This window comes from Sediminibacillus sp. JSM 1682029, assembly GCF_041366435.1.
GTDB lineage: Bacteria > Bacillota > Bacilli > Bacillales > Amphibacillaceae > Sediminibacillus > Sediminibacillus terrae.
Genome location: NZ_JBEWYY010000007.1, coordinates 1 through 18960, shown reverse-complemented (window position 1 = coordinate 18960; position 18960 = coordinate 1). Strand labels below are relative to the sequence as shown.

Here is an 18960-nt window from a genome sequence, read left to right as displayed (position 1 = left end):
GCTATTTTATTTAGCTAAGCATCTCATTTGTGAAGGATTGTGGGATAGTTCAAAAAAGGAGAAATGAAAATCCTGCAGAAAATCAGAAGATTCTCTGCAGGATTTGGGCGAGTACAATGGAGTGGCGGTTCTGAAGGCACTGTGTCCATCTACCTGGAGTACACAGGGCCGGCATTTTTGATTTCTTCACTTACCTTTGCAAAAGACCGGAAATTATCATGGAACTTAGCCGCAAGCTGTGCTGCTTTTTCCTGATAAGAGGAATAGGAATCCCATGCTTCCCATGGTTTCAGCAATTGACTGGGAACACCGGGAATGGATTCCGGTATATGGAGACCGAAGAAGTCATCCGGTACTGTGTTTATTCCATCAAGTTTATGTTCGAGGACGGCGTCGACCATCGATCTTGTATAAACGAGCGGGATTCTTTCTCCGATGCCGAACGGTCCTTTTATCCAACCGGTGTTGATCAGATATACATCTGCATCATATTCGTCTATTTTGTCACCGAGCATGTCTGCGTATACCGCTGGAGCAAGCGGTAGAAAAGGTGCACCGAAGCAAGCGGAAAAAGTTGCTTCCGGCGCGGTGACCCCCCGCTCTGTACCAGCCAGCTTGCTGGTGTATCCGCTCAGAAAATGATACATGGCCTGTTCCTTTGTCAATCTGCTGATCGGCGGAAGGACACCGAACGCGTCGGCAGTCAGGAATATAATCGATTTGGGATGCGATCCCTGGCTCGGAAAAATACTATTGTCAATGTGGGTAAGTGGATAAGCCGCCCGTGTGTTTTCCGTCCTTTCCGTATTTGAATAATCGGGCCTTCCATTATGACAGAAAACGTTCTCCAGAACTGCACCATGTTTGATGGCATGGTATATTTGAGGTTCTTTCTCCTCGCTCAGTCCGACACACTTGGCATAACATCCCCCTTCGATGTTGAAAATGCCATTGGCTGACCACCCGTGCTCGTCATCTCCGATAAGGCGGCGGTCAGGGTTTGCTGACAAGGTTGTTTTGCCAGTACCAGACAAGCCGAAAAACAAGGCAGTATCTCCCGTCTCTCCAGTATTGGCAGAACAGTGCATAGGGAGCACTCCCTGTTGCGGCAACAAGTAATTCATAACCGAGAAAACAGCTTTTTTAATTTCCCCGGCATATTCGGTTCCACCTATCAGGATGACTCTTTCTTCAAAAGAAATAATAATGAAAGCTTCTGAATTGGTGTTATCCCGTTTCGGATCCGCTTTGAACGTGGGGGCGGAGATGACAGTGAACGCATCATGATGATCGGCATTGCTTTTTTCTTCGCGGATAAAAAGCTGTCGGGAAAATAAATTGTGCCAGGCAAATTCGGTGATGACTTCAATCGGCAGCCGGTAGTCTGTATCAGCTCCTGCCCATCCGCTGAAACGGAACACTGTATCCTGGGAGTGAAGATATGCGATTACGCGTTCATACAAGGCGTTAAAGCTGTCTTTATCCATCGGCTTGTTGACAGAACCCCAATCGACTTGTTCAGAAGCTTCCCCTTCGTTTACAATGAACTTGTCTTTCGGAGAGCGCCCGGTATATTTTCCGGTAGTGACGCTGACTGCCCCATCGGCAGTTATGCTGCCTTCGCCGCGTTCCTCGATGATTTCGACCAGTTCTTCTGTTGAAAGATTGAGTCTGCAGTTCTGCAGGGAATCGGATAATTTAGAAGCGCTTTCATTTGTGTGGTTCACATGCTCACTCCTTTGTATGAATTGATGGCTTGATAACGAGTAGTATAACATAATGGTTAATATATAACATACTTAATGACAAATTGAAAGATGATCGTTTAGATTTCCGCTATCGTTTTATTTTCGTTAAAATAAAGGGTAAAGGATTAAAAAGACAAGAAAAGCGCATCAAGCGGCTGTGGGAAAAAGAAGTACGGGCTTAGACATTCTCTGAGATTTTTATTTATCTTTTAAAAAAGGCGGGATAATATGGAACATAAATCAATTGTACTTTATGATGGAGATTGTTATTTGTGCCGTCAAACAAAACAAGCAATTGAAATGCTGGACTGGTTTGGTGCTTTTCGCTGGTTATCGCTGCAGGAATATGAAAAAAGGCAAACCATTTCGGACAAACAACGGGAGGCGATGATGGGTGAAATCCATATCGTGAAGCCGGACGGGAAAATAAGCACAGGTTACCATGCAGTCCGGTTTATGCTTGCGCGCTGCCCTTTGACTGCCCCTCTCGGAGTCTTGATGTACTTGCCAAAGGCCGAAGTGGTAGGAGATCCAGTATACCGGTTGATAGCCAGAAACCGTTATCGCATTTTCAAAAACAAATGCACAAACGGCGTGTGCAAACTCCCGCAATAGGAGTGTTTAATTCCAACCAAAAAGGTGGTAATTTATTGACATCGCCGGCTTGTTTCGTTACGATAAAGTGCGAACGGATACTCTCTTATCCAGAGACGGCGGAGGGACAGGCCCGAAGAAACCCGGCAACCATCACGAAGATGAAAAGGTGCCAACCTGATGCAAGGTTTTACCTTGGACGATAAGATGAGAAAGGCCATTTTCCTTTCCTTCTCCCTATTAAGGAAAGGTTTTTTGTTTGGTAAAAGGTAATTTACCGTGCGCATATGATTTTATTCGTATAGAGGACAAAAAACAGTTGAAACGGAAATGGAAATTCACCTGCTGAATGAATTTGTAATAACATACCTAGGAAAGAGCGGTTCCGTATTATTTGATGAAATGAAGGAGGATTTAGCAGAATGACTGCAAATCGTCGATTATTCACCTCAGAATCGGTTACAGAAGGACACCCGGATAAAATATGTGATCAGATTTCTGATGCCATTTTAGATGAAATTTTAGCAAGTGATCCCGATGCTCGTGTGGCATGCGAGACAACCGTTACGACGGGACTTGTTTTAGTTTCGGGGGAAATCACTACCAGTACTTACGTGGATATTCCAAGCATTGTTCGCAAGACAGTGAAAAATATTGGGTACACAAGAGCAAAATATGGCTTTGATGCAGAGACCTGTGCTGTCCTTACTGCAATTGATGAACAGTCCCCAGATATTGCAGGGGGGGTTGACCAGGCATTGGAAGCACGCGAGGATACAAGCTACGATGAAGAAATCGAAGCAATCGGTGCTGGTGACCAGGGCCTCATGTTCGGATATGCAAACAATGAAACACCAGAGCTTATGCCGCTTCCCATTTCACTTGCCCATAAAATCAGTAAACGTTTGTCCGATGTGAGAAAAGAAAACATCCTGCCATACTTGCGTCCGGACGGAAAAACCCAGGTGACGGTCGAGTATGATGAAAATGACAAACCGGTAAGAGTGGATACCATTGTCGTTTCCACTCAGCATCATCCGGAAATCGAGCTCAAGCAAATTCAACAGGACATTAAAGAATTCGTCATTAAGCCGATTGTGCCAGAAGCGTTACTGGACGATAAGACAAAATACTTCATCAATCCTACCGGAAGATTTGTAATCGGTGGTCCACAAGGAGATGCCGGCTTGACCGGCAGAAAAATCATTGTAGATACTTACGGGGGCTATGCCCGTCACGGAGGCGGAGCATTCAGCGGAAAAGATGCCACAAAAGTGGACCGCTCGGCTGCATATGCTGCGCGCTATGTAGCGAAAAACATCGTAGCAGCGGAACTGGCCGAATCCTGTGAAGTGCAGCTTGCATACGCAATCGGTGTTGCAGAACCGGTATCTATATCGATCAACACTTTCGGCACGGGAAAAGTGACGGAAGATGAATTGGTGAAATCTGTAAGGGGATTGTTCGACCTTCGCCCTGCCGGTATCATCAAGATGCTTGATCTTAAACGTCCTATTTACCAAAACACAGCTGCCTATGGACACTTCGGCAGAACTGACGTCATGTTCCCCTGGGAACAGACCGATAAGGTCGACAGCTTGAAGAAAATTTTAAATCAATAAGAGCGGCCGGGGGAAAACCGTGACCCCCTGAAAACCGAACGATGATTCGAAGGACGACCTTCGAACTCGTTCGGTTTTTCTTCTTTTGTGGTATTTTACCGGTCCCTGTAATAAAGCGCCCTGAAACATACCTTCCTCCGTATAACATTTGAGTGTTTCAAAAAAGTTACTGGAATCTGAAACAAATAAATTTCGGCTTTCGTCTATAGATGGAGCTACTTGAGAAAGGTGGAAAAGAGGGGAGTCATGGAAAAAGACGAAAAAGAAGCTATCTTGGAAGAAATGATGATAAAACATGGAAGTGATTTAGTCAGATTGGCATTCAACTACGTGAAAGACAGGGAAACCGCAAAAGACATGGTTCAGAATTCTTTCATTAAATGTTATGAAAACTTAGATGGCTTTCGGTGCGATTCTTCGATGAAAACATGGTTATACCGAATCACGGTCAACCAGTGCAAAGATTATTTAAGAAGCTGGCATTACCGAAAAGTCCAAACGAAAAGCGCTTTTGTAAATGCGATCAAATCTATTTCCTCCTTGACAGAAAAGGAGGTCATAAAAAAATCGGAATCTGAAGAAATGAAAAATATTATGTTTTCTTTACCCGCAAGCTACAGGGAAGTTATTTATTTATATTATTACAAAGACTTGGCCATCACGGAAATAGCGGAAGTCACTGGTTTGAATTTGAACACCGTTAAAACGAGACTGAGAAGAGGGAAACAGAGACTGAAAAATTTACTTGAGGAGGCTGAGGTGTATGGGGAAATTCACTAAGCGAATATCAAGGTATGAAGACAATCAGGATTTGACGTTCACTAAAAAAGACAGGTTGGAAACGTTTAAAAGAATCCAGCGGAGCCCTGCCCCCTATCATCAAAGGAGCACTACCTTGCGCCGTATTGGTAAACGGTATGTCGGCCCCATATTGGGCACTTTGATGGTAGTGCTCATAATGATCGGTTTCCTTTTACCTGAATTTTATCAAACCAATGAAACAAAGGTACCGAGTTCGAATCAGGCCTCTGAGCAGAAAAACACATCATTTTCCGCGTTACTGATCGGAAAGGAAGCGGTTGAGGACAATAGTGGTAGAACTTCGATTCATATTTTGCTGACCTATAATAGCATCGATAAAAGTGTAAAGTTAGTGCCCATCCCAAGTGATGCTTATGTGGATATAAGTGATCCTGCAGGAGAAATGACCCAGAAAGACAAATTAATGCATGCTTATGCTTATCATTCCTCCCCAGAAGCTGTTTTGGCAACAGTCTCTACACTTTTCGATATGCCCATTGATTACTATTCCATTTTTTCCGAAGAAGAAATATACGGGATGTTGGGAATAAAGGAAGACGACCGCAAGAATGGTCCAGTCCAGCTATATAAAATGAGAGATTTACTGGAAGAGCGATTATCCGGTTCACAAATAAACAAGATATTAGAAGTGAGTGAAACGGATATACCCGACAACATTCTTAACCATTTCCAAGTGGATGGGAGTAATGCTGCATCCGTCGAGGTCATGGATATGGAAAAGGGTACGGAGGAAACATTCATTAATGGAATTTACTATGTAAAAATCAATCAAGACCTGTTGGAATCTACAGCTAACAAACTCAAACAGCATGTCGGATACCGAGAATGAAAACCCAATAAACACAGAAGGGCAAATGGTTTTGAAAATCAAAATCCGCAGCAATTCTGGTCCAACCGCCCGATTGGGCTGGGGGGATGGTTTCATATAATGGCTGTAACCGGCGTATGAAGAACTCATGGAAAGTTCTAGATGCCAGGCAAAGGAGGTTATTCTTTGAGCCATTTTGAAACGTGCAACAGAAATATTGGGGAAGCGGTCAAGATTACCTGTCATGATGGCACTGTGCATCGGGGAATCATCGATAGAGTGCACAGGGACCGTGTGTTTATCCGCCCGATCGAAGAAAGAGTCGGAGATCCTGGTCCCGGCGGTCCGGGCTTGTTTTTATATGGACCGGGCTGGGGATGGGGCTACGGAGCTGCATATGGAGTAGCATTCGCCTCCATAGCGGCACTTACCTTGCTTCCTTTCCTTTTTTGGTAGGAGAAACTGCCGAAAACCCGTCCAGGTTTCCGAAAAAATATTTAGGAAGCCTGCCGGGTCTTTTGGCAGGTTTTTTGTGATATTGCACTTTCCGCCCCTTTTTCGGTTAGTATTGAAATTTGGATTGTGCTATAATTAACAAGATGTAAACATATAGAAAGAGAGGCAAGATTATGTGTGGTTTTATCGGAATGATCCGCAACCAACCTCAAGCACCAGAACAAGACAACAAAAATACCTTTCAAAAGCAAAATAACATTATTTCCCATAGAGGGCCCGATGACGAAGGGTATTTCTATGATGAATATATTTCACTTGGCTTTAGAAGATTAAGCATAATCGACATAGAAAGCGGTCAGCAGCCGTTCAATTATGATGACGACCATTATTGGATGATTTTCAATGGAGAGATTTACAATTATATCGAGCTGCGCGACCGATTGATCGAAAAAGGATACACGTTTACCACCGAATCTGATACGGAAGTTATCATTGCTATGTTCAAAGAGCACGGAACCGCCGCTTTTGAACAACTAAGAGGAATGTTTTCTGTGTTGATTTGGGATAAGCAGACGCAAGTACTGTATGGGGTTAGAGATCCTTTCGGGATCAAGCCGCTCTTTTACAGCGAAATGGACGAGGGTACATACTTCGCGTCCGAGAAAAAAAGCATTACCATGATGATGGAAAGTGAGCAAGTTGATACTGCAGCCCTGCAGCACTATTTAAGCTTTCAGTTCGCTCCAGAACCACTGACATTGACCAAGGGCATCGGAAAGGTGGAACCGGGCCATTTCTTTGTCAAAAAGCCAGGCGAACCGATTGAATTCACACGCTATTGGCATGCCAAATTCGCGCCGGTTTTAATGGAAAAAAACGAATGGATCAAACGTATCCAGGATGTTATGTATGATTCTGTCAATGTTCATATGCGCAGTGATGTCCCGGTCGGTTCATTCTTATCCGGCGGGATTGACTCTTCATTGATTGTAGCAATGGCCAGGGAGTTCAACCCCGATATCAAAACCTTTTCGGTAGGATTTGAAAGAGATGGCTATTCCGAAGTGGATGTAGCGAAAGAAACTGCGGAAAAACTGAATGTCGAAAACATCTCGTACACGATCACGCCGGAAGAATATGTGCAAAAACTGCCGAAGATTATGTGGCATATGGATGATCCGCTGGCAGATCCGGCATGTGTACCGTTGTATTTTGTCGGAAGAGAAGCCAGTAAGCATGTAACCGTTGTGCTTTCCGGTGAAGGTTCTGATGAATTGTTCGGTGGATATAATATTTACCGCGAGCCGGAATCGTTGAAATTGTTCGAGTCGATTCCGTCACCTGCCAAAGGATTGCTTTCCAAAGTGGCGGCCGTGCTTCCTGAAGGTGTCAGGGGCAAGAGCTTCTTGGAACGAGGAACCACGCCACTGAAGGATCGGTATATCGGCAACGCAAAAATGTTCGAGGATGAGGAGAAAAAACAGCTGTTGAAAGCCTATCATCCTGATTTGTATTACCAGCAAATCACCAAACCGCTTTATGCCAACGTAGCAGGTGAACATCCGGTGAATCAAATGCAATATATCGACATTCATACGTGGCTTCGCGGGGATATTTTATTGAAAGCAGATAAAATGACCATGGCCCACTCTCTTGAATTGCGTGTGCCATTCCTGGATAAAGAAGTGTTCCGTATCGCAAGTGAAATTCCCGTCGACTTAAAAATCGCTAACGGGACAACTAAAAGTATTTTGCGCGAAGCATCAAGAGGCATCGTGCCTGATCATGTCCTTGATCGAAAGAAACTTGGGTTCCCAGTACCGATTCGTCACTGGCTGAAGGATGAGCTCTATGATTGGGCAAAAAACCTGATTGCCGAAAGTGAAACAGATCACTTGCTTCATAAAGGGTACATTGAGAACCTTCTCGAGGAGCACTGCCAGGGCAAAGGCGATTATAGCAGAAAAATATGGACGGTATTGATGTTCATGTTGTGGCACCAAATTTATGTGGAAAGAAAGTATTCTTTCGAGGAATTGCAAGAAGAAGACCAAACAAAAAGCAAGCTTACGGTTTAACCGTAATTGCTTGCTTTCCCATTTGCACCCACGCTTCTTTGAAGTCATTGATGGGTGCTTTTCTTTGTTTTTTGGCAAGTGGATCATTGAAATAAATGTACGTTTCATCATATCCGGTTACCAAGACGGAATGCTCCTTCATCGTTATCTTGATACTTCCCTGTTCCGTATTCCAAGTTTGAAATTCTTTTTCTGGCAGTTTTTTAAAGGTTGTATTGGTGATGACCCAAACCGGTTGGCGGTTATGGAGATAGTTGAAAATTTCGTAAAAGTGTCCGCCGCTGAAATCGTGAACCCGGTCACCCAGGTATCTTTCTGCAAGTCGTGCGATGGGCTGGTGATAAACCCCGAACCCGGGCTTGTCCAGAGAATACATGTCACCGACAAAACCCTTGGAAGGATTGCCGAAGAACATTTCCTTTTCATTTTTATGAAATGGAGTGGGATCTTTTTCAACTTGATCAGCTAGTTTCAATTTGGATACTTCTACTCCATTATATTGGAGAAGCATGGCCAGGCTGGTCACCTCGCAACCGCGTGGCAGTTCCGGGTATTGCATAATCAGAGGTGCATCCAATTGAACAGACTCGGGAAGTTGAAATTGTTCTATCAAGGGGAAAACAGGCTCCAATTCGGCTGTAGGAAGCTCATCTGCCAGGGCCCGTACTGGATTGGCCTGTTCTTTTATCCATTCTGTCGCTGCCGGCTGCCAGGCCGTCCGATTATGATAAAGAATGATCAGTGAAACTGTAACAGTGCAAAGCGCAAACAGTAATGCGTTGGATTTATAAAAAAGCCGCCAAGTTGTTTTTTTCGCTTTTCGATGAAAATATGTGAGCATGAGTGTCATCAGGAATGCAAAAAACCCGATAAATAATAGCACGGTACACTGCACCTCCTGTTTATAGAATAACGCATTTCGACAAAATAAACAGGAAGCAATTTTGACAATTTGACGTTATTTTTCCTGCTGATTTTTATAATACTGCCCTTTTTCCACATAAGATTGTCTGATTCTGCCCATTTCTTTGAAATCCTCTTCGGTCAGTTCGCGGACCACTTTGGCAGGCCGTCCGAAAGCCAGAGTGTTTGGCGGTATAACTTTGCCGGGAGGGATAAGGCTTCCCGCACCGATGAAGGCGTGCTCTCCAACTTCTGCGTCGTCAAGTATGATGGAACCCATTCCAATCAAGGCTGCTTCCCTGATTTTGGCTGAATGCAACGTCACCTGATGGCCGATCGTAACACCGTCTTCGATGACAAGTGGAAGACCGGGGCTTTGGTGTAACAGGCTGAGATCCTGGACATTTGCCTGTTTTCCGATATGGACGGGAGCGACGTCGCCTCTGATAACTGTTTTGAACCAGATGCTCGCAAATGCTTCAATGGTCACTTCTCCAGTGATGACAGCATCTTCGGCTATAAAAGCGGAGTCATGAATGACAGGTTTTTTCCCTTTATATTCGTAAATCATTTGAATCCCCCTGTAAATTATGGTGATATAGATAATAGTATCATAAATGCAAGCGGCCATTTAAACCAAATTCAGATGACAAAAATGTTTTAAAGAAACAGAAAGAGGGAGAAACTTTGCCATACAGCATCCCGCGAACTTCGCCAATTTTAATGAAAAATGTGTACACAAGAATATTCCCGCAGGTCGATCGTGAGTTGTCTTTCTGGAAAAACAGAGCAAACGAGATTCCGGATCACGAATTGCGTAAACAAGCACAAGACAGCATAAGAGACAAAAAGTTCCACTGTCAAGGCGGGGCTGTTTATAGTATTTTGGCCGGTCCATATTGGCGAGAAGCCGTCCGTTTTATCGTTGCTTATCAAACAATCAGTGATTACCTCGACAACTTATGTGATCGGAGCACCTCGCTTGATCCAAGAGATTTCCGGATGCTTCATCAATCGATGCAAGACGCATTGAAACCGGCTGAATCAATAAAACCTTATTATTTTTACCGAGATGAACAGAATGATGGAGAGTACTTATCAGACTTGGTAAGGACCTGTCAAAACTGCCTGCGCAATCTGAGCGGTTATCCGTTGATAAGTACTCATATTCAACAGCTTGAGGGACTTTATGCCGATCTCCAGGTACATAAGCATGTGAAGGAAGAAGAACGAATTCCGCGATTGGAAGAATGGTTCGAGGAGTACAGGGAAAAATGGCCTTACTTAAGCTGGTATGAATTTTCAGCATGCAGCGGTTCCACACTCGGTATTTTTTGCCTTGTTTCCTACACGATGGGTGGCAGAATGTCTCAGTCGCTTGCCGATGAATTGTTTGAAAGTTATTTTCCTTTCATGCAGGGGTTGCATATATTGCTGGATTATTATATCGATCAGCAGGAGGACCTTGAAGAAGGCGACTTGAATTTTTGCAACTACTATAAGACACCGGAAGAAATGAAGCGGCGTCTCCTATTTTTCATTGAACAAACAAACAAAAATGTACAACGGCTGCCAGACCGTCAATTTCATGAAATGGTACATAACGGACTTGTCGGACTCTATTTGGCAGACCCTAAAGTTGCCCACTTGTCCGGAGGAAGGGAAGTGACCAGGAAGCTTTTGCGGGCCGGGGGGATCAGGTCGGCTTTTTTCCATCTGAACGTGAAAGTGTACAATCGCTTCAAACGATGAGAAAAAGCACAAGGCAGAACAATCGGCCTTGTGCTTTGTTTATCCCTTTTTTTGAAGAGCAAGCAGAAACGGCGGATTGTTTTGCTGATTGATAAATGCGTACTGCAGGACAGAAAACTCCTTTTGATCCAAACCGGCAAGATGATCGAGCAGTTCCTGTTTCTCCAGTTGGCCGCCTTGATGACCATAATAGACGACGATAGCGATTAAACCACCGGGTTTCATGATATCGGCTAAAGCTCGAATTGCCCCTATTGTGCTCTCCGGGGTCGTAATCGTCTGTTTGTCGCTTCCGGGCAGATAGCCTAAATTGAATATCGCCCCGCCAATTTGCCCATGAGATGTCGCTGGTATGTAAGTTTTCACATATTGATGATCAGCCAACAAGAGGCGGACATTGAAAATTCTTTGTTGTTCAAGTAACAGCCTTGTCCGGTCAATTGCTTGCTGTTGGATATCCAGAGCGTAAACGGTACCCTTGTCGCCGACAAGCTTACTCAAGAATGCTGTATCGTGTCCATTGCCGCAAGTGGCATCAACCACTATCTCTCCGGGTTTTACGGTTTCTCTTAATAAGTCATGTGCAAATGGTATAACCTTTTTCACGATTTCCTCTTTCCCTTCTTTTGAAGTGGAAGCAGTCCATATTTTATCATAACCTCCTGTTGGGGAAAATAGCACAGCTATAGCAAGAGTATGAAAATAGCCAAGAATGCACACCTTATAAAGGGGTGATGAAATTGGCTACCAGACAATCAATCGATGATCTAATTGCCAGAACAAATGACTGTATATCAAATGCAGAAGAACAGCTCGATATCACCAATCGAAATGGCTATTCAGTCGATGCCGATTATTCTGAAGCGCAGGCAAAGTTGACCCAAATGGAAGCGGAAATCGCCAAATTAATGGACAGCTCCAACGCTCAGCAACGTGAACAACTGCACCGGCTGCATTTGAAGGCCAGCCAATGCTTGAATGATATGATACTGGATCAAAACGATTTAGCTGGTGAATAATCAAGAATACCGCCACAGTTCATACTGGGACACTGAAATGCCCCTGTTAATCGAATCTGCTGTCAACGTTAGTTTTTGACTCCGCGAATCGCTTGGCGGTGGCTGCTGGGCAGCGGGTCCGGCCTCAGTCGACTTGGTCAAGAGGGACACTTGATTAAGTGGATCTTCTACTCGCGCTGTCCCCGCAGGCATCACCGATCGCTCATCGTGAAATCAACAATGGTCAAGCTGAAAAGAGTGATTTTCTTGTATCCAACAATGAAAATCACTCTTTTTTATTGTATGGGAAATTAAAAAGTAACTGTCTGTGGATAATTATTGGCCGAAACAGCCACGTCCAGCTCCAGCGCCTACCCCTCGAAGTCTTGAGCCCCACCCTCTGTGTGGCAAAAGCGCCACGCCGAGGCTGTTCTTAAGCTTGTCGGAGGCCCACACGATATGGGTCATGCAGGCGTTGCTACAGGACGTGGCGGCTTTAGCCTGTACACCTTTAAATAGGCGCTTGCGCTTTTCCATCTGTGTGATAAATAGAAAAAATATTTTGAATTTATTTTTAAAAGTGAAATCCGGGAAGGCATCCTTCACATATTCACTCAATTCCCGATATTACCTTTGGGACTATTTTTAAAGGGGAGTTTTTACACAAATGAAAAAAATCGCATTAGTTGCTTTATTTGCTCTGATATCGGTTCTTTTTGTCGCCGGATGCAGTCAACAGGAAACTGCCGAAGGAGAGGAAGAACCATTGAAAGTCGGGATTATGCTCTCGGATGTCGGTCTTGGCGACCAATCGTTCAGTGACTCTGCATTCACCGGGTTGATCAAAGCCAGAGATGAGCTTGGCATTGTGTTCGATTACAGGGAGTTAGATGAATCAGGCAGTTATGAACCAGGCTTGAACGAGCTGATCGCAGAGGATAATGATATTATTATCGGGCTCGGGTACATGGTGCAAGAGGAATTGGAAAAAGTCGCAGAAGAAAACCCAGACCAGCAATTTGTATTAATCGACGCCGTTTCAGGATTAGAGAATGTAACCTCGGTCACTTTTAAAGCTGACCAGGGTAGTTATCTGGCAGGGGTTCTGGCGGCCTTGACTTCCGATAGTAATACAATCGGGTTTATTGGAGGGGAAAACAACGATACGATCAACCAGTTTATGCATGCATACAGAGAAGGGGCAAGATCGGTTTCCAGCGACATCAATGTGTTGGTAGAGTATGCCGGTGACTTTGGTAACGACCAGCTGGGAGCAAAACTTGCAGGCGAAATGGCAGACAAAGATGCAGATGTCATTTTCGCAGCCGCCGGGTTTACAGGAACGGGCGCCTTAAAGGAGGCCCAGAATCTGGGGATATATGCAATTGGCGTGGACTCGGATCAATATTTCCATGCCGAAAAAGCGGTGATTACTTCTGTCATGAAGAATATTGATGCCGCGGTTTATGAACTTGCTTCCCAATTAGTGGAAAATAATGAAATTAAGCAGGGACAATTGGACCTCGGGTTAGAAGAAAAAGGTGTGGGATTGGCTCCTGTTCGGATTGTTAACCTGACCCAGAAAGAAAATGAGTTGTTGGAAGATGCAAAGCAGGAATTAATGCAATAATGCTAGGGGGATATCATGACGATTAAGAAAAAACTTTTACTCAACTCACTCGGAATTTTATTGCTAGCTTGTTTAATCGTAGGATTTATTATTTATAATATGTTGCACATTCAATCATCATCATCCGACCAAGTTTCCATCCTGTTGAACATTGAAAAATTTCAATCAGAAATGAATGGGACAAAGCAAAGCTTGAGCAATTTTTCTTTTTCAGGAACCGATGCCTTAAAACAGGAATCGACTAGGCAAATGGAAGCAAGTCAGGCATTGCTTGAAGAATTAAAAGCGTCAGTAACCGACCAATCGAGCCTAGGTTATCTGACAAAGGCAGAAACGAAATTCGCCGAATGGAAGGAGGGAGTTGCTGCTTCCCTTGAGGAAAAGGACCTCGGTGAAGCAAAGCGTCAATCGATCCGGACAGATGGCATACTGAACGATATCTACATGCTTAGCCAATCGGCTGAAAGGAATTACCAGGATATACAACAGCAGTTGAAAAACCAAATCCGGTTTACGATCGTTTCTTCCTTGATCGGTTGTATCGTACTGCTGATTCTTGCTTCTTTCTCTACCCTGAAAGTGACGAATTCTATTTCGACTACCCTGCGTAGGCTTGCCGATAATGCCGGAAAGATAGCGACTGGGAATTTGGCAGTCCGCCCACTGGATTACAATAAGCAAGACGAACTGGGAGCGTTGAATGTTTCGTTCAGTAAAATGACGGGACAGCTGCGCGACTTGATTTCCTCCATTGACGGGGTGAGCAAAGATGTTGAAAACTTTGCAGCTGTAATCGATGAAGAGAATAAGTCTCTGACTGAAGTGAGTAAACAAGTTGCTGTATCCACCGATGAGCTATCCGCAGGTACCCAGTCCATTTCGGAAGATTTGCAGGATGCCGTGACCTTGATTGAACAAATGGATCATGACTTTTCAGAAAATGTGGAACACACGCAACAAGCCGTTACATTCGGAAATGCTGCCGGGGAAGCAGTCGTAATCGGACAAAAAGCAATTCAATCTCAACAACAACTAGTAGTGGAAAATGCCAAGACATCGAAGGAAATAAGACAAGCAGCTGAGACTTTTGCCAACTATACAGGAGAAATCAACAACATGGCTAAATCGGTTGCCGAGATTGCCGACCAAACGAATTTGCTTGCATTGAATGCTGCCATAGAGGCGGCACGGGCAGGGGAAGCCGGGAAGGGCTTCGCAGTTGTTGCAGAGGAGGTGCGCAAGCTTGCGGAAGACTCTTCGACTGCAACGGGGCATATTTTTGAAATGGTAAAGTTAATCGAAGAAGGAATCAGCGATATTACCATTTCAGCAGAAAGAGGAGCCGGTATCGTACAGGAGGAGCAGGCTTCCATGGATAAAACAACTTCCGCTTTTGCCAATATCGAACAGAAGGTGGAAGGTTTCAGCGAAGAGTTATCGATTTTGCTGGATGGCATTCAACGCTCGAAAGAAACTGGGCAAAAAGTGCTGGAAAATGTGGAAAGCATCAGTGCAGTTGTGGAACAGTCAGCTGCTGGAAATGAACAAATTTCCGCTTCTACACAAGAACAATTGACAGCTTTCAATCATATGGTAGAGCAAGTTGCGAAGTTGAGAAAACTGACAGATGAATTGAACGAAACAGTCGATACATTCCAACGTTAAACGGACTTGTATGCCCGTCTTGTCACAAACCTTGACAAATACCTGGGGTTTCTTTACAATACGGTTACATTAACAAATGAACGACTTGGATAAGGAGTAGTAATAATGTTTCCGGGTGTCAGAGAGACAGCGGCCGGTGCAAGCTGTTCCCGGACATTATGAACTCGCCTTTGATGTCGCAGAAGTGAATCTGCCAGTAGCTTTTGCCGTCGGCCGCGTTAAGGCTTCAAGCGGGCGCTTATTGCGCTAAGTTGGGTGGTACCGCGGGATTAATCTCTCGTCCCATTATGGGATGGAGGGATTTTTTTATAGCTTTTTTGCAGTTTTTTGCGGCTTGGGGGGCAGGTCGAATCAATTGAAGGAGGAATGACCCATGTCATTTGATCATCGAAGAATAGAAGAAAAATGGCGAAATTATTGGTTGGACAACAAGACATTTAAATCAGACAGTGATACAAACAAGGATAAGTATTATGTCCTCGACATGTTCCCTTATCCATCCGGTGCAGGCTTGCATGTTGGTCATCCGGAAGGTTATACAGCAACCGACATCATTGCAAGGATGAAACGAATGCAAGGCTATGAAGTATTGCATCCCATGGGTTGGGATGCCTTCGGTCTACCGGCTGAGCAATATGCATTGGATACAGGGAATGATCCGGAAGAATTCACTCGCCAAAATATAGAAACCTTCCGCAGGCAAATCCAGGAGCTCGGTTTTTCATATGATTGGGATCGGGAAATCAACACTACTGATCCTAATTACTATAAATGGACACAATGGATTTTTCTGAAGCTATATGAAAAAGGACTTGCTTATATAGATGAAGTACCTGTTAATTGGTGTCCCGCGCTTGGTACCGTTTTGGCCAATGAAGAGGTGATCGATGGAAAAAGCGAGCGTGGCGGCCATCCGGTCGAGCGGAGACCCATGAAGCAATGGATGCTGAAAATAACAGCCTATGCCGATCGGTTATTGGAGGATCTGGAGGAGCTTGACTGGCCTGAAAGCATCAAAGATATGCAGCGAAACTGGATCGGCCGTTCTGAAGGAGCAGAGGTTTATTTCGGAATCGAAGGTATGGAAGATTCATTCACTGTGTTCACGACTCGTCCTGATACATTGTTCGGTGCCACTTATGCAGTCATGGCACCGGAACATCCGTTGGTTGACAAAATTGTCTCCCATGAGCAAAAACAAAAAGTCGCCAATTATATCAAGGAAATCCAGGCGAAAAGCGATTTAGAGCGTACAGATCTTGCGAAGGAAAAGACCGGGGTTTTCACTGGTGCGTTTGCGGTGAATCCGATCAATGGAGAAAAGTTACCGATATGGGTTGCCGATTATGTACTGATGAGTTATGGTTCAGGTGCCATCATGGCAGTTCCTGCTCATGATGAAAGGGACCATGAGTTCGCTGTCAAATTCGAACTTCCGATCGTCCCGGTGGTCGAAGGCGGCGATACGGAAAAAGAAGCATATACAGGAAGTGGTCCTCACATCAATTCTGCATTTCTTGACGGATTGGATACGCAGGAAGCCATCGTTAAAGCAATTGAATGGCTGGAAACCAATGGAAAAGGGGAGCGCAAGGTAACCTACCGCCTTCGTGACTGGCTGTTCAGCCGTCAGCGTTACTGGGGGGAACCTATCCCGATTATCCATTGGGAAGACGGAACCATGTCTGCAGTAAAGGAAGAGGATCTGCCGCTTGAACTTCCAAAAACAAAGGAAATAAAGCCATCAGGAACCGGCGAGTCTCCACTGGCCAATATAGAAGATTGGGTCACTGTAGTCGATCCGAAGTCCGGCAAAAAGGGCCGGCGTGAAACGAATACGATGCCGCAATGGGCGGGAAGCTGTTGGTATTTCTTGCGCTACATCGATCCTCATAATCCAGATGCACTTGCGGATTATCGGAGATTGGAAAAATGGCTTCCGGCAGACACGTATATCGGCGGAGCGGAACATGCTGTTCTTCATCTGCTTTATGCTCGCTTCTGGCATAAATTCTTGTATGATATCGGAGTGGTTCCAACAAAAGAACCATTCCAGAAACTATATAACCAGGGAATGATTCTCGGAGAAAACAATGAGAAAATGAGTAAATCCAAGGGCAATGTCGTAAATCCTGATGAAATTGTTGCTTCTCATGGAGCAGATACACTCAGACTTTATGAAATGTTCATGGGACCGCTGGATGCAGCAGTAGCCTGGAGCACGAATGGACTGGACGGAGCAAGACGCTTCCTGGACCGAGTCTGGCGTTTGTTTGTGACAGAGGATGGAAAGCCTGCTGCAAAAATCGTCGCGGACTCAAGCAATACGTCCCTAGAAAAGGCCTATCATGAAACGGTCAAAAAAGTGACGGAAAACTTTGAGGCTCTACGTTTCAATACAGGGATTTCCCAAATGATGGTGTTTATTAACGAAGCATACAAAGCAAAAGAAATCCCTCAACTTTTCGCGGAAGGGTTTGTAAAGCTTCTTTCCCCTGTAGCGCCACATTTGGCGGAAGAAATCTGGGAGGCACTTGGGCACAATGAAACACTTGCATACCAAAGTTGGCCTGCTTTTGACGAAGCGAAGCTTGTAGAAGATGAAGTCGAAGTAGCAATACAGGTAATGGGTAAAGTCCGCGCCAAAATGATGGTTTCTAAAGACGCTTCAAAAGATGATTTGGAGAAACAGGCGTTGGAACTAGAGAGTATCCAAGACTGGCTTGAAGGCAAAACAGTCCGCAAAGTCATTGCCGTGCCAGGTAAACTGGTTAATATTGTGGCTAATTAAAAAGGTGAAAATCGGCATAAAAGCATAGCCAAACAGAAACCGAACGGTTATTCTAAGTCGTTCGGTTTTTGTAATCGGGTAGCGCGATCAGCAGGGTCCAACACAGTTTTTTCATACTATCCATTGTATTTTACTTTCGATGTTAAATGTTTTTCTTATCCCGCCCTCCTTGTTGTCTCTTGAAGTCTATCCTTTTATAATATAGCTGGTGACTGATTTAAAATTCAGGTTTTAAAGAAAAGGAGAATCAAATGATGGAACCCATAAAGGAAATAACTGCAGCAGAATTGCAGGAAATGTTGGAACAAGATACAAAAGTATCCTTGATAGATGTAAGAGAAGAAGAAGAAGTCGCTACTGGAATGATCGAAGGGGCTGTGCATATCCCTCTGCGCGAGATACCGGAAGCGATAGAATCGCTGGACAAGCAAACAGAATATATAGTGATTTGCCATTCGGGGGTGAGGAGTATGAATGCTGCATTGTTTATGAAAGATGAAGGTTTTAACGTTCATAACCTTGCAGGTGGAATGATGAAGTGGAATGGAGAATTGATTTTTTAACGTTTTAAATGGTGGGAAGTGGGGTATAGGCAGATATCTGAACTTCCCATCCTATAAAACAGCGAAGATTTTAAAATCCTCTTGATTTTTTCAGCTACACATAGTAATATATTTATTGCTGTCGCGTTGAACTTATCAACTGACAAAACATCCTAAAAATTGGAATTGACATCAAGTGACAATGATGATAAAATTTAATTACTGTCGCTGATGCGGCTTTGATCTTTGAAAACTGAACAAAACAACCAGTATGTCAAGCAAGATATACAAGCTAGTTTTTTGAACGAGCAAGCAAGCTCATCTTTTTATGGAGAGTTTGATCTTGGCTCAGGACGAACGCTGGCGGCGTGCCTAATACATGCAAGTCGAGCGCGGGAATCAGGCGGATCCCTTCGGGGTGAAACCTGTGGAACGAGCGGCGGACGGGTGAGTAACACGTGGGCAACCTGCCTGTGAGATCGGGATAACTCCGGGAAACCGGGGCTAATACCGGGTAATACCTTTCTCCGCATGGAGAAAGGTTGAAAGGC

At 44.4% G+C, this 18960-nt stretch carries 17 protein-coding genes, 1 rRNA gene, 1 riboswitch and 1 other annotated feature; of the genes, 13 read left to right on the top strand and 5 right to left on the bottom strand.

All coding sequences use genetic code 11. The annotated features are described in order from the left end of the window. Nucleotides 1-149: 149 nt before the first annotated feature. A complete protein-coding gene (gene pckA / locus ABVF09_RS12605) occupies nucleotides 150-1727 on the bottom strand; it encodes a phosphoenolpyruvate carboxykinase (ATP) (protein ID WP_035426654.1) in 1578 nt (525 codons plus the stop codon). Between the two features lie 249 nt (nucleotides 1728-1976). Here pckA and ABVF09_RS12600 point away from each other — a divergent pair, with 249 nt between their 5' ends. From ABVF09_RS12600 to asnB, 6 genes are all read left to right on the top strand, one after another. Continuing rightward, nucleotides 1977-2363, top strand: a complete 387-nt coding sequence (locus tag ABVF09_RS12600) for a thiol-disulfide oxidoreductase DCC family protein (RefSeq protein ID WP_371069350.1) — start codon at nucleotides 1977-1979, stop codon at nucleotides 2361-2363. A gap of 82 nt (nucleotides 2364-2445) precedes the next feature. Continuing rightward, nucleotides 2446-2551: riboswitch (SAM riboswitch) on the top strand. Between the two features lie 213 nt (nucleotides 2552-2764). Next, entirely contained in the window at nucleotides 2765-3964 is a 1200-nt protein-coding gene (metK, locus tag ABVF09_RS12595; RefSeq protein WP_026569634.1) for a methionine adenosyltransferase, read from the top strand. Between the two features lie 246 nt (nucleotides 3965-4210). Next, nucleotides 4211-4744, top strand: a complete 534-nt coding sequence (locus ABVF09_RS12590; protein ID WP_026569635.1) for a sigma-70 family RNA polymerase sigma factor — start codon at nucleotides 4211-4213, stop codon at nucleotides 4742-4744. After that, a complete protein-coding gene (locus tag ABVF09_RS12585) occupies nucleotides 4728-5615 on the top strand; it encodes an LCP family glycopolymer transferase (protein ID WP_371069349.1) in 888 nt (295 codons plus the stop codon). Before ABVF09_RS12590 ends, ABVF09_RS12585 begins: the two co-directional genes overlap by 17 nt. A gap of 165 nt (nucleotides 5616-5780) precedes the next feature. Beyond that, entirely contained in the window at nucleotides 5781-6050 is a 270-nt protein-coding gene (locus tag ABVF09_RS12580; RefSeq protein ID WP_026772396.1) for a hypothetical protein, read from the top strand. Nucleotides 6051-6223: 173 nt separating this feature from the next. After that, nucleotides 6224-8128, top strand: coding sequence for an asparagine synthase (glutamine-hydrolyzing) (gene asnB, locus ABVF09_RS12575; protein ID WP_371069348.1), 1905 nt, complete (start codon nucleotides 6224-6226; stop codon nucleotides 8126-8128). Here asnB and ABVF09_RS12570 read toward each other — a convergent pair. Both ABVF09_RS12570 and ABVF09_RS12565 read right to left on the bottom strand, forming a co-directional pair. Continuing rightward, on the bottom strand, nucleotides 8118-9011 hold the full coding sequence (locus ABVF09_RS12570; RefSeq protein ID WP_371069347.1) for a C39 family peptidase: 894 nt from the start codon (nucleotides 9009-9011) through the stop codon (nucleotides 8118-8120). The two genes, asnB and ABVF09_RS12570, sit on opposite strands and share 11 nt — an antisense overlap. A gap of 75 nt (nucleotides 9012-9086) precedes the next feature. Further along, the gene (locus ABVF09_RS12565; RefSeq protein ID WP_371069346.1) at nucleotides 9087-9602 is read right to left on the bottom strand and encodes a gamma carbonic anhydrase; all 516 of its coding nucleotides are present in this window, start codon (nucleotides 9600-9602) and stop codon (nucleotides 9087-9089) included. A 116-nt stretch (nucleotides 9603-9718) separates the two neighbouring features. Here ABVF09_RS12565 and ABVF09_RS12560 point away from each other — a divergent pair, with 116 nt between their 5' ends. After that, complete coding sequence (locus ABVF09_RS12560; RefSeq protein WP_026569639.1) at nucleotides 9719-10783, top strand: tetraprenyl-beta-curcumene synthase family protein; 1065 nt, start codon at nucleotides 9719-9721, stop codon at nucleotides 10781-10783. Between the two features lie 39 nt (nucleotides 10784-10822). Here ABVF09_RS12560 and mnmM read toward each other — a convergent pair whose 3' ends face one another. Next, nucleotides 10823-11389, bottom strand: coding sequence for a tRNA 5-(aminomethyl)-2-thiouridylate-methyltransferase MnmM (gene mnmM, locus ABVF09_RS12555; RefSeq protein WP_337189845.1), 567 nt, complete (start codon nucleotides 11387-11389; stop codon nucleotides 10823-10825). Nucleotides 11390-11523: 134 nt separating this feature from the next. Here mnmM and ABVF09_RS12550 point away from each other — a divergent pair, with 134 nt between their 5' ends. Continuing rightward, nucleotides 11524-11802, top strand: a complete 279-nt coding sequence (locus ABVF09_RS12550; RefSeq protein WP_026569641.1) for a DUF2524 family protein — start codon at nucleotides 11524-11526, stop codon at nucleotides 11800-11802. A gap of 315 nt (nucleotides 11803-12117) precedes the next feature. Here the strand turns inward: ABVF09_RS12550 and ABVF09_RS12545 are convergent, their stop codons facing one another. Then, nucleotides 12118-12399, bottom strand: a complete 282-nt coding sequence (locus tag ABVF09_RS12545) for a hypothetical protein (RefSeq protein ID WP_371069345.1) — start codon at nucleotides 12397-12399, stop codon at nucleotides 12118-12120. A 49-nt stretch (nucleotides 12400-12448) separates the two neighbouring features. On the opposite strand from ABVF09_RS12545, the gene ABVF09_RS12540 reads away from it, so the two are divergent. The 5 genes from ABVF09_RS12540 to ABVF09_RS12520 all read left to right on the top strand — a co-directional run. Further along, a complete protein-coding gene (locus tag ABVF09_RS12540) occupies nucleotides 12449-13411 on the top strand; it encodes a BMP family lipoprotein (RefSeq protein WP_153465225.1) in 963 nt (320 codons plus the stop codon). A 15-nt stretch (nucleotides 13412-13426) separates the two neighbouring features. After that, nucleotides 13427-15076: a methyl-accepting chemotaxis protein gene (locus ABVF09_RS12535; RefSeq protein ID WP_153465223.1), complete on the top strand. Its 1650-nt coding sequence runs from the start codon at nucleotides 13427-13429 to the stop codon at nucleotides 15074-15076. Nucleotides 15077-15153: 77 nt separating this feature from the next. Then, nucleotides 15154-15364 (top strand) — a binding site (T-box leader). 85 nt (nucleotides 15365-15449) lie between these two features. Beyond that, nucleotides 15450-17867, top strand: a complete 2418-nt coding sequence (gene leuS, locus ABVF09_RS12530; RefSeq protein WP_371069344.1) for a leucine--tRNA ligase — start codon at nucleotides 15450-15452, stop codon at nucleotides 17865-17867. Between the two features lie 254 nt (nucleotides 17868-18121). Further along, complete coding sequence (locus tag ABVF09_RS12525) at nucleotides 18122-18430, top strand: rhodanese-like domain-containing protein (protein WP_026772404.1); 309 nt, start codon at nucleotides 18122-18124, stop codon at nucleotides 18428-18430. A gap of 304 nt (nucleotides 18431-18734) precedes the next feature. Next, nucleotides 18735-18960 (top strand): 16S ribosomal RNA (locus tag ABVF09_RS12520); the annotation flags it as partial.

Excerpts from the sequence above, each read along its gene's own strand:
- metK (WP_026569634.1), top strand. The coding sequence starts at position 2,765 with ATGACTGCAAATCGTCGATTATTCACCTCAGAATCGGTTACAGAAGGA.
- ABVF09_RS12565 (WP_371069346.1), bottom strand. The coding sequence starts at position 9,602 with ATGATTTACGAATATAAAGGGAAAAAACCTGTCATTCATGACTCCGCT.
- ABVF09_RS12535 (WP_153465223.1), top strand. The coding sequence starts at position 13,427 with ATGACGATTAAGAAAAAACTTTTACTCAACTCACTCGGAATTTTATTG.
- ABVF09_RS12590 (WP_026569635.1), top strand. The coding sequence starts at position 4,211 with ATGGAAAAAGACGAAAAAGAAGCTATCTTGGAAGAAATGATGATAAAA.
- leuS (WP_371069344.1), top strand. The coding sequence starts at position 15,450 with ATGTCATTTGATCATCGAAGAATAGAAGAAAAATGGCGAAATTATTGG.
- ABVF09_RS12525 (WP_026772404.1), top strand. The coding sequence starts at position 18,122 with ATGGAACCCATAAAGGAAATAACTGCAGCAGAATTGCAGGAAATGTTG.
- asnB (WP_371069348.1), top strand. The coding sequence starts at position 6,224 with ATGTGTGGTTTTATCGGAATGATCCGCAACCAACCTCAAGCACCAGAA.
- ABVF09_RS12585 (WP_371069349.1), top strand. The coding sequence starts at position 4,728 with ATGGGGAAATTCACTAAGCGAATATCAAGGTATGAAGACAATCAGGAT.
- ABVF09_RS12540 (WP_153465225.1), top strand. The coding sequence starts at position 12,449 with ATGAAAAAAATCGCATTAGTTGCTTTATTTGCTCTGATATCGGTTCTT.
- ABVF09_RS12600 (WP_371069350.1), top strand. The coding sequence starts at position 1,977 with ATGGAACATAAATCAATTGTACTTTATGATGGAGATTGTTATTTGTGC.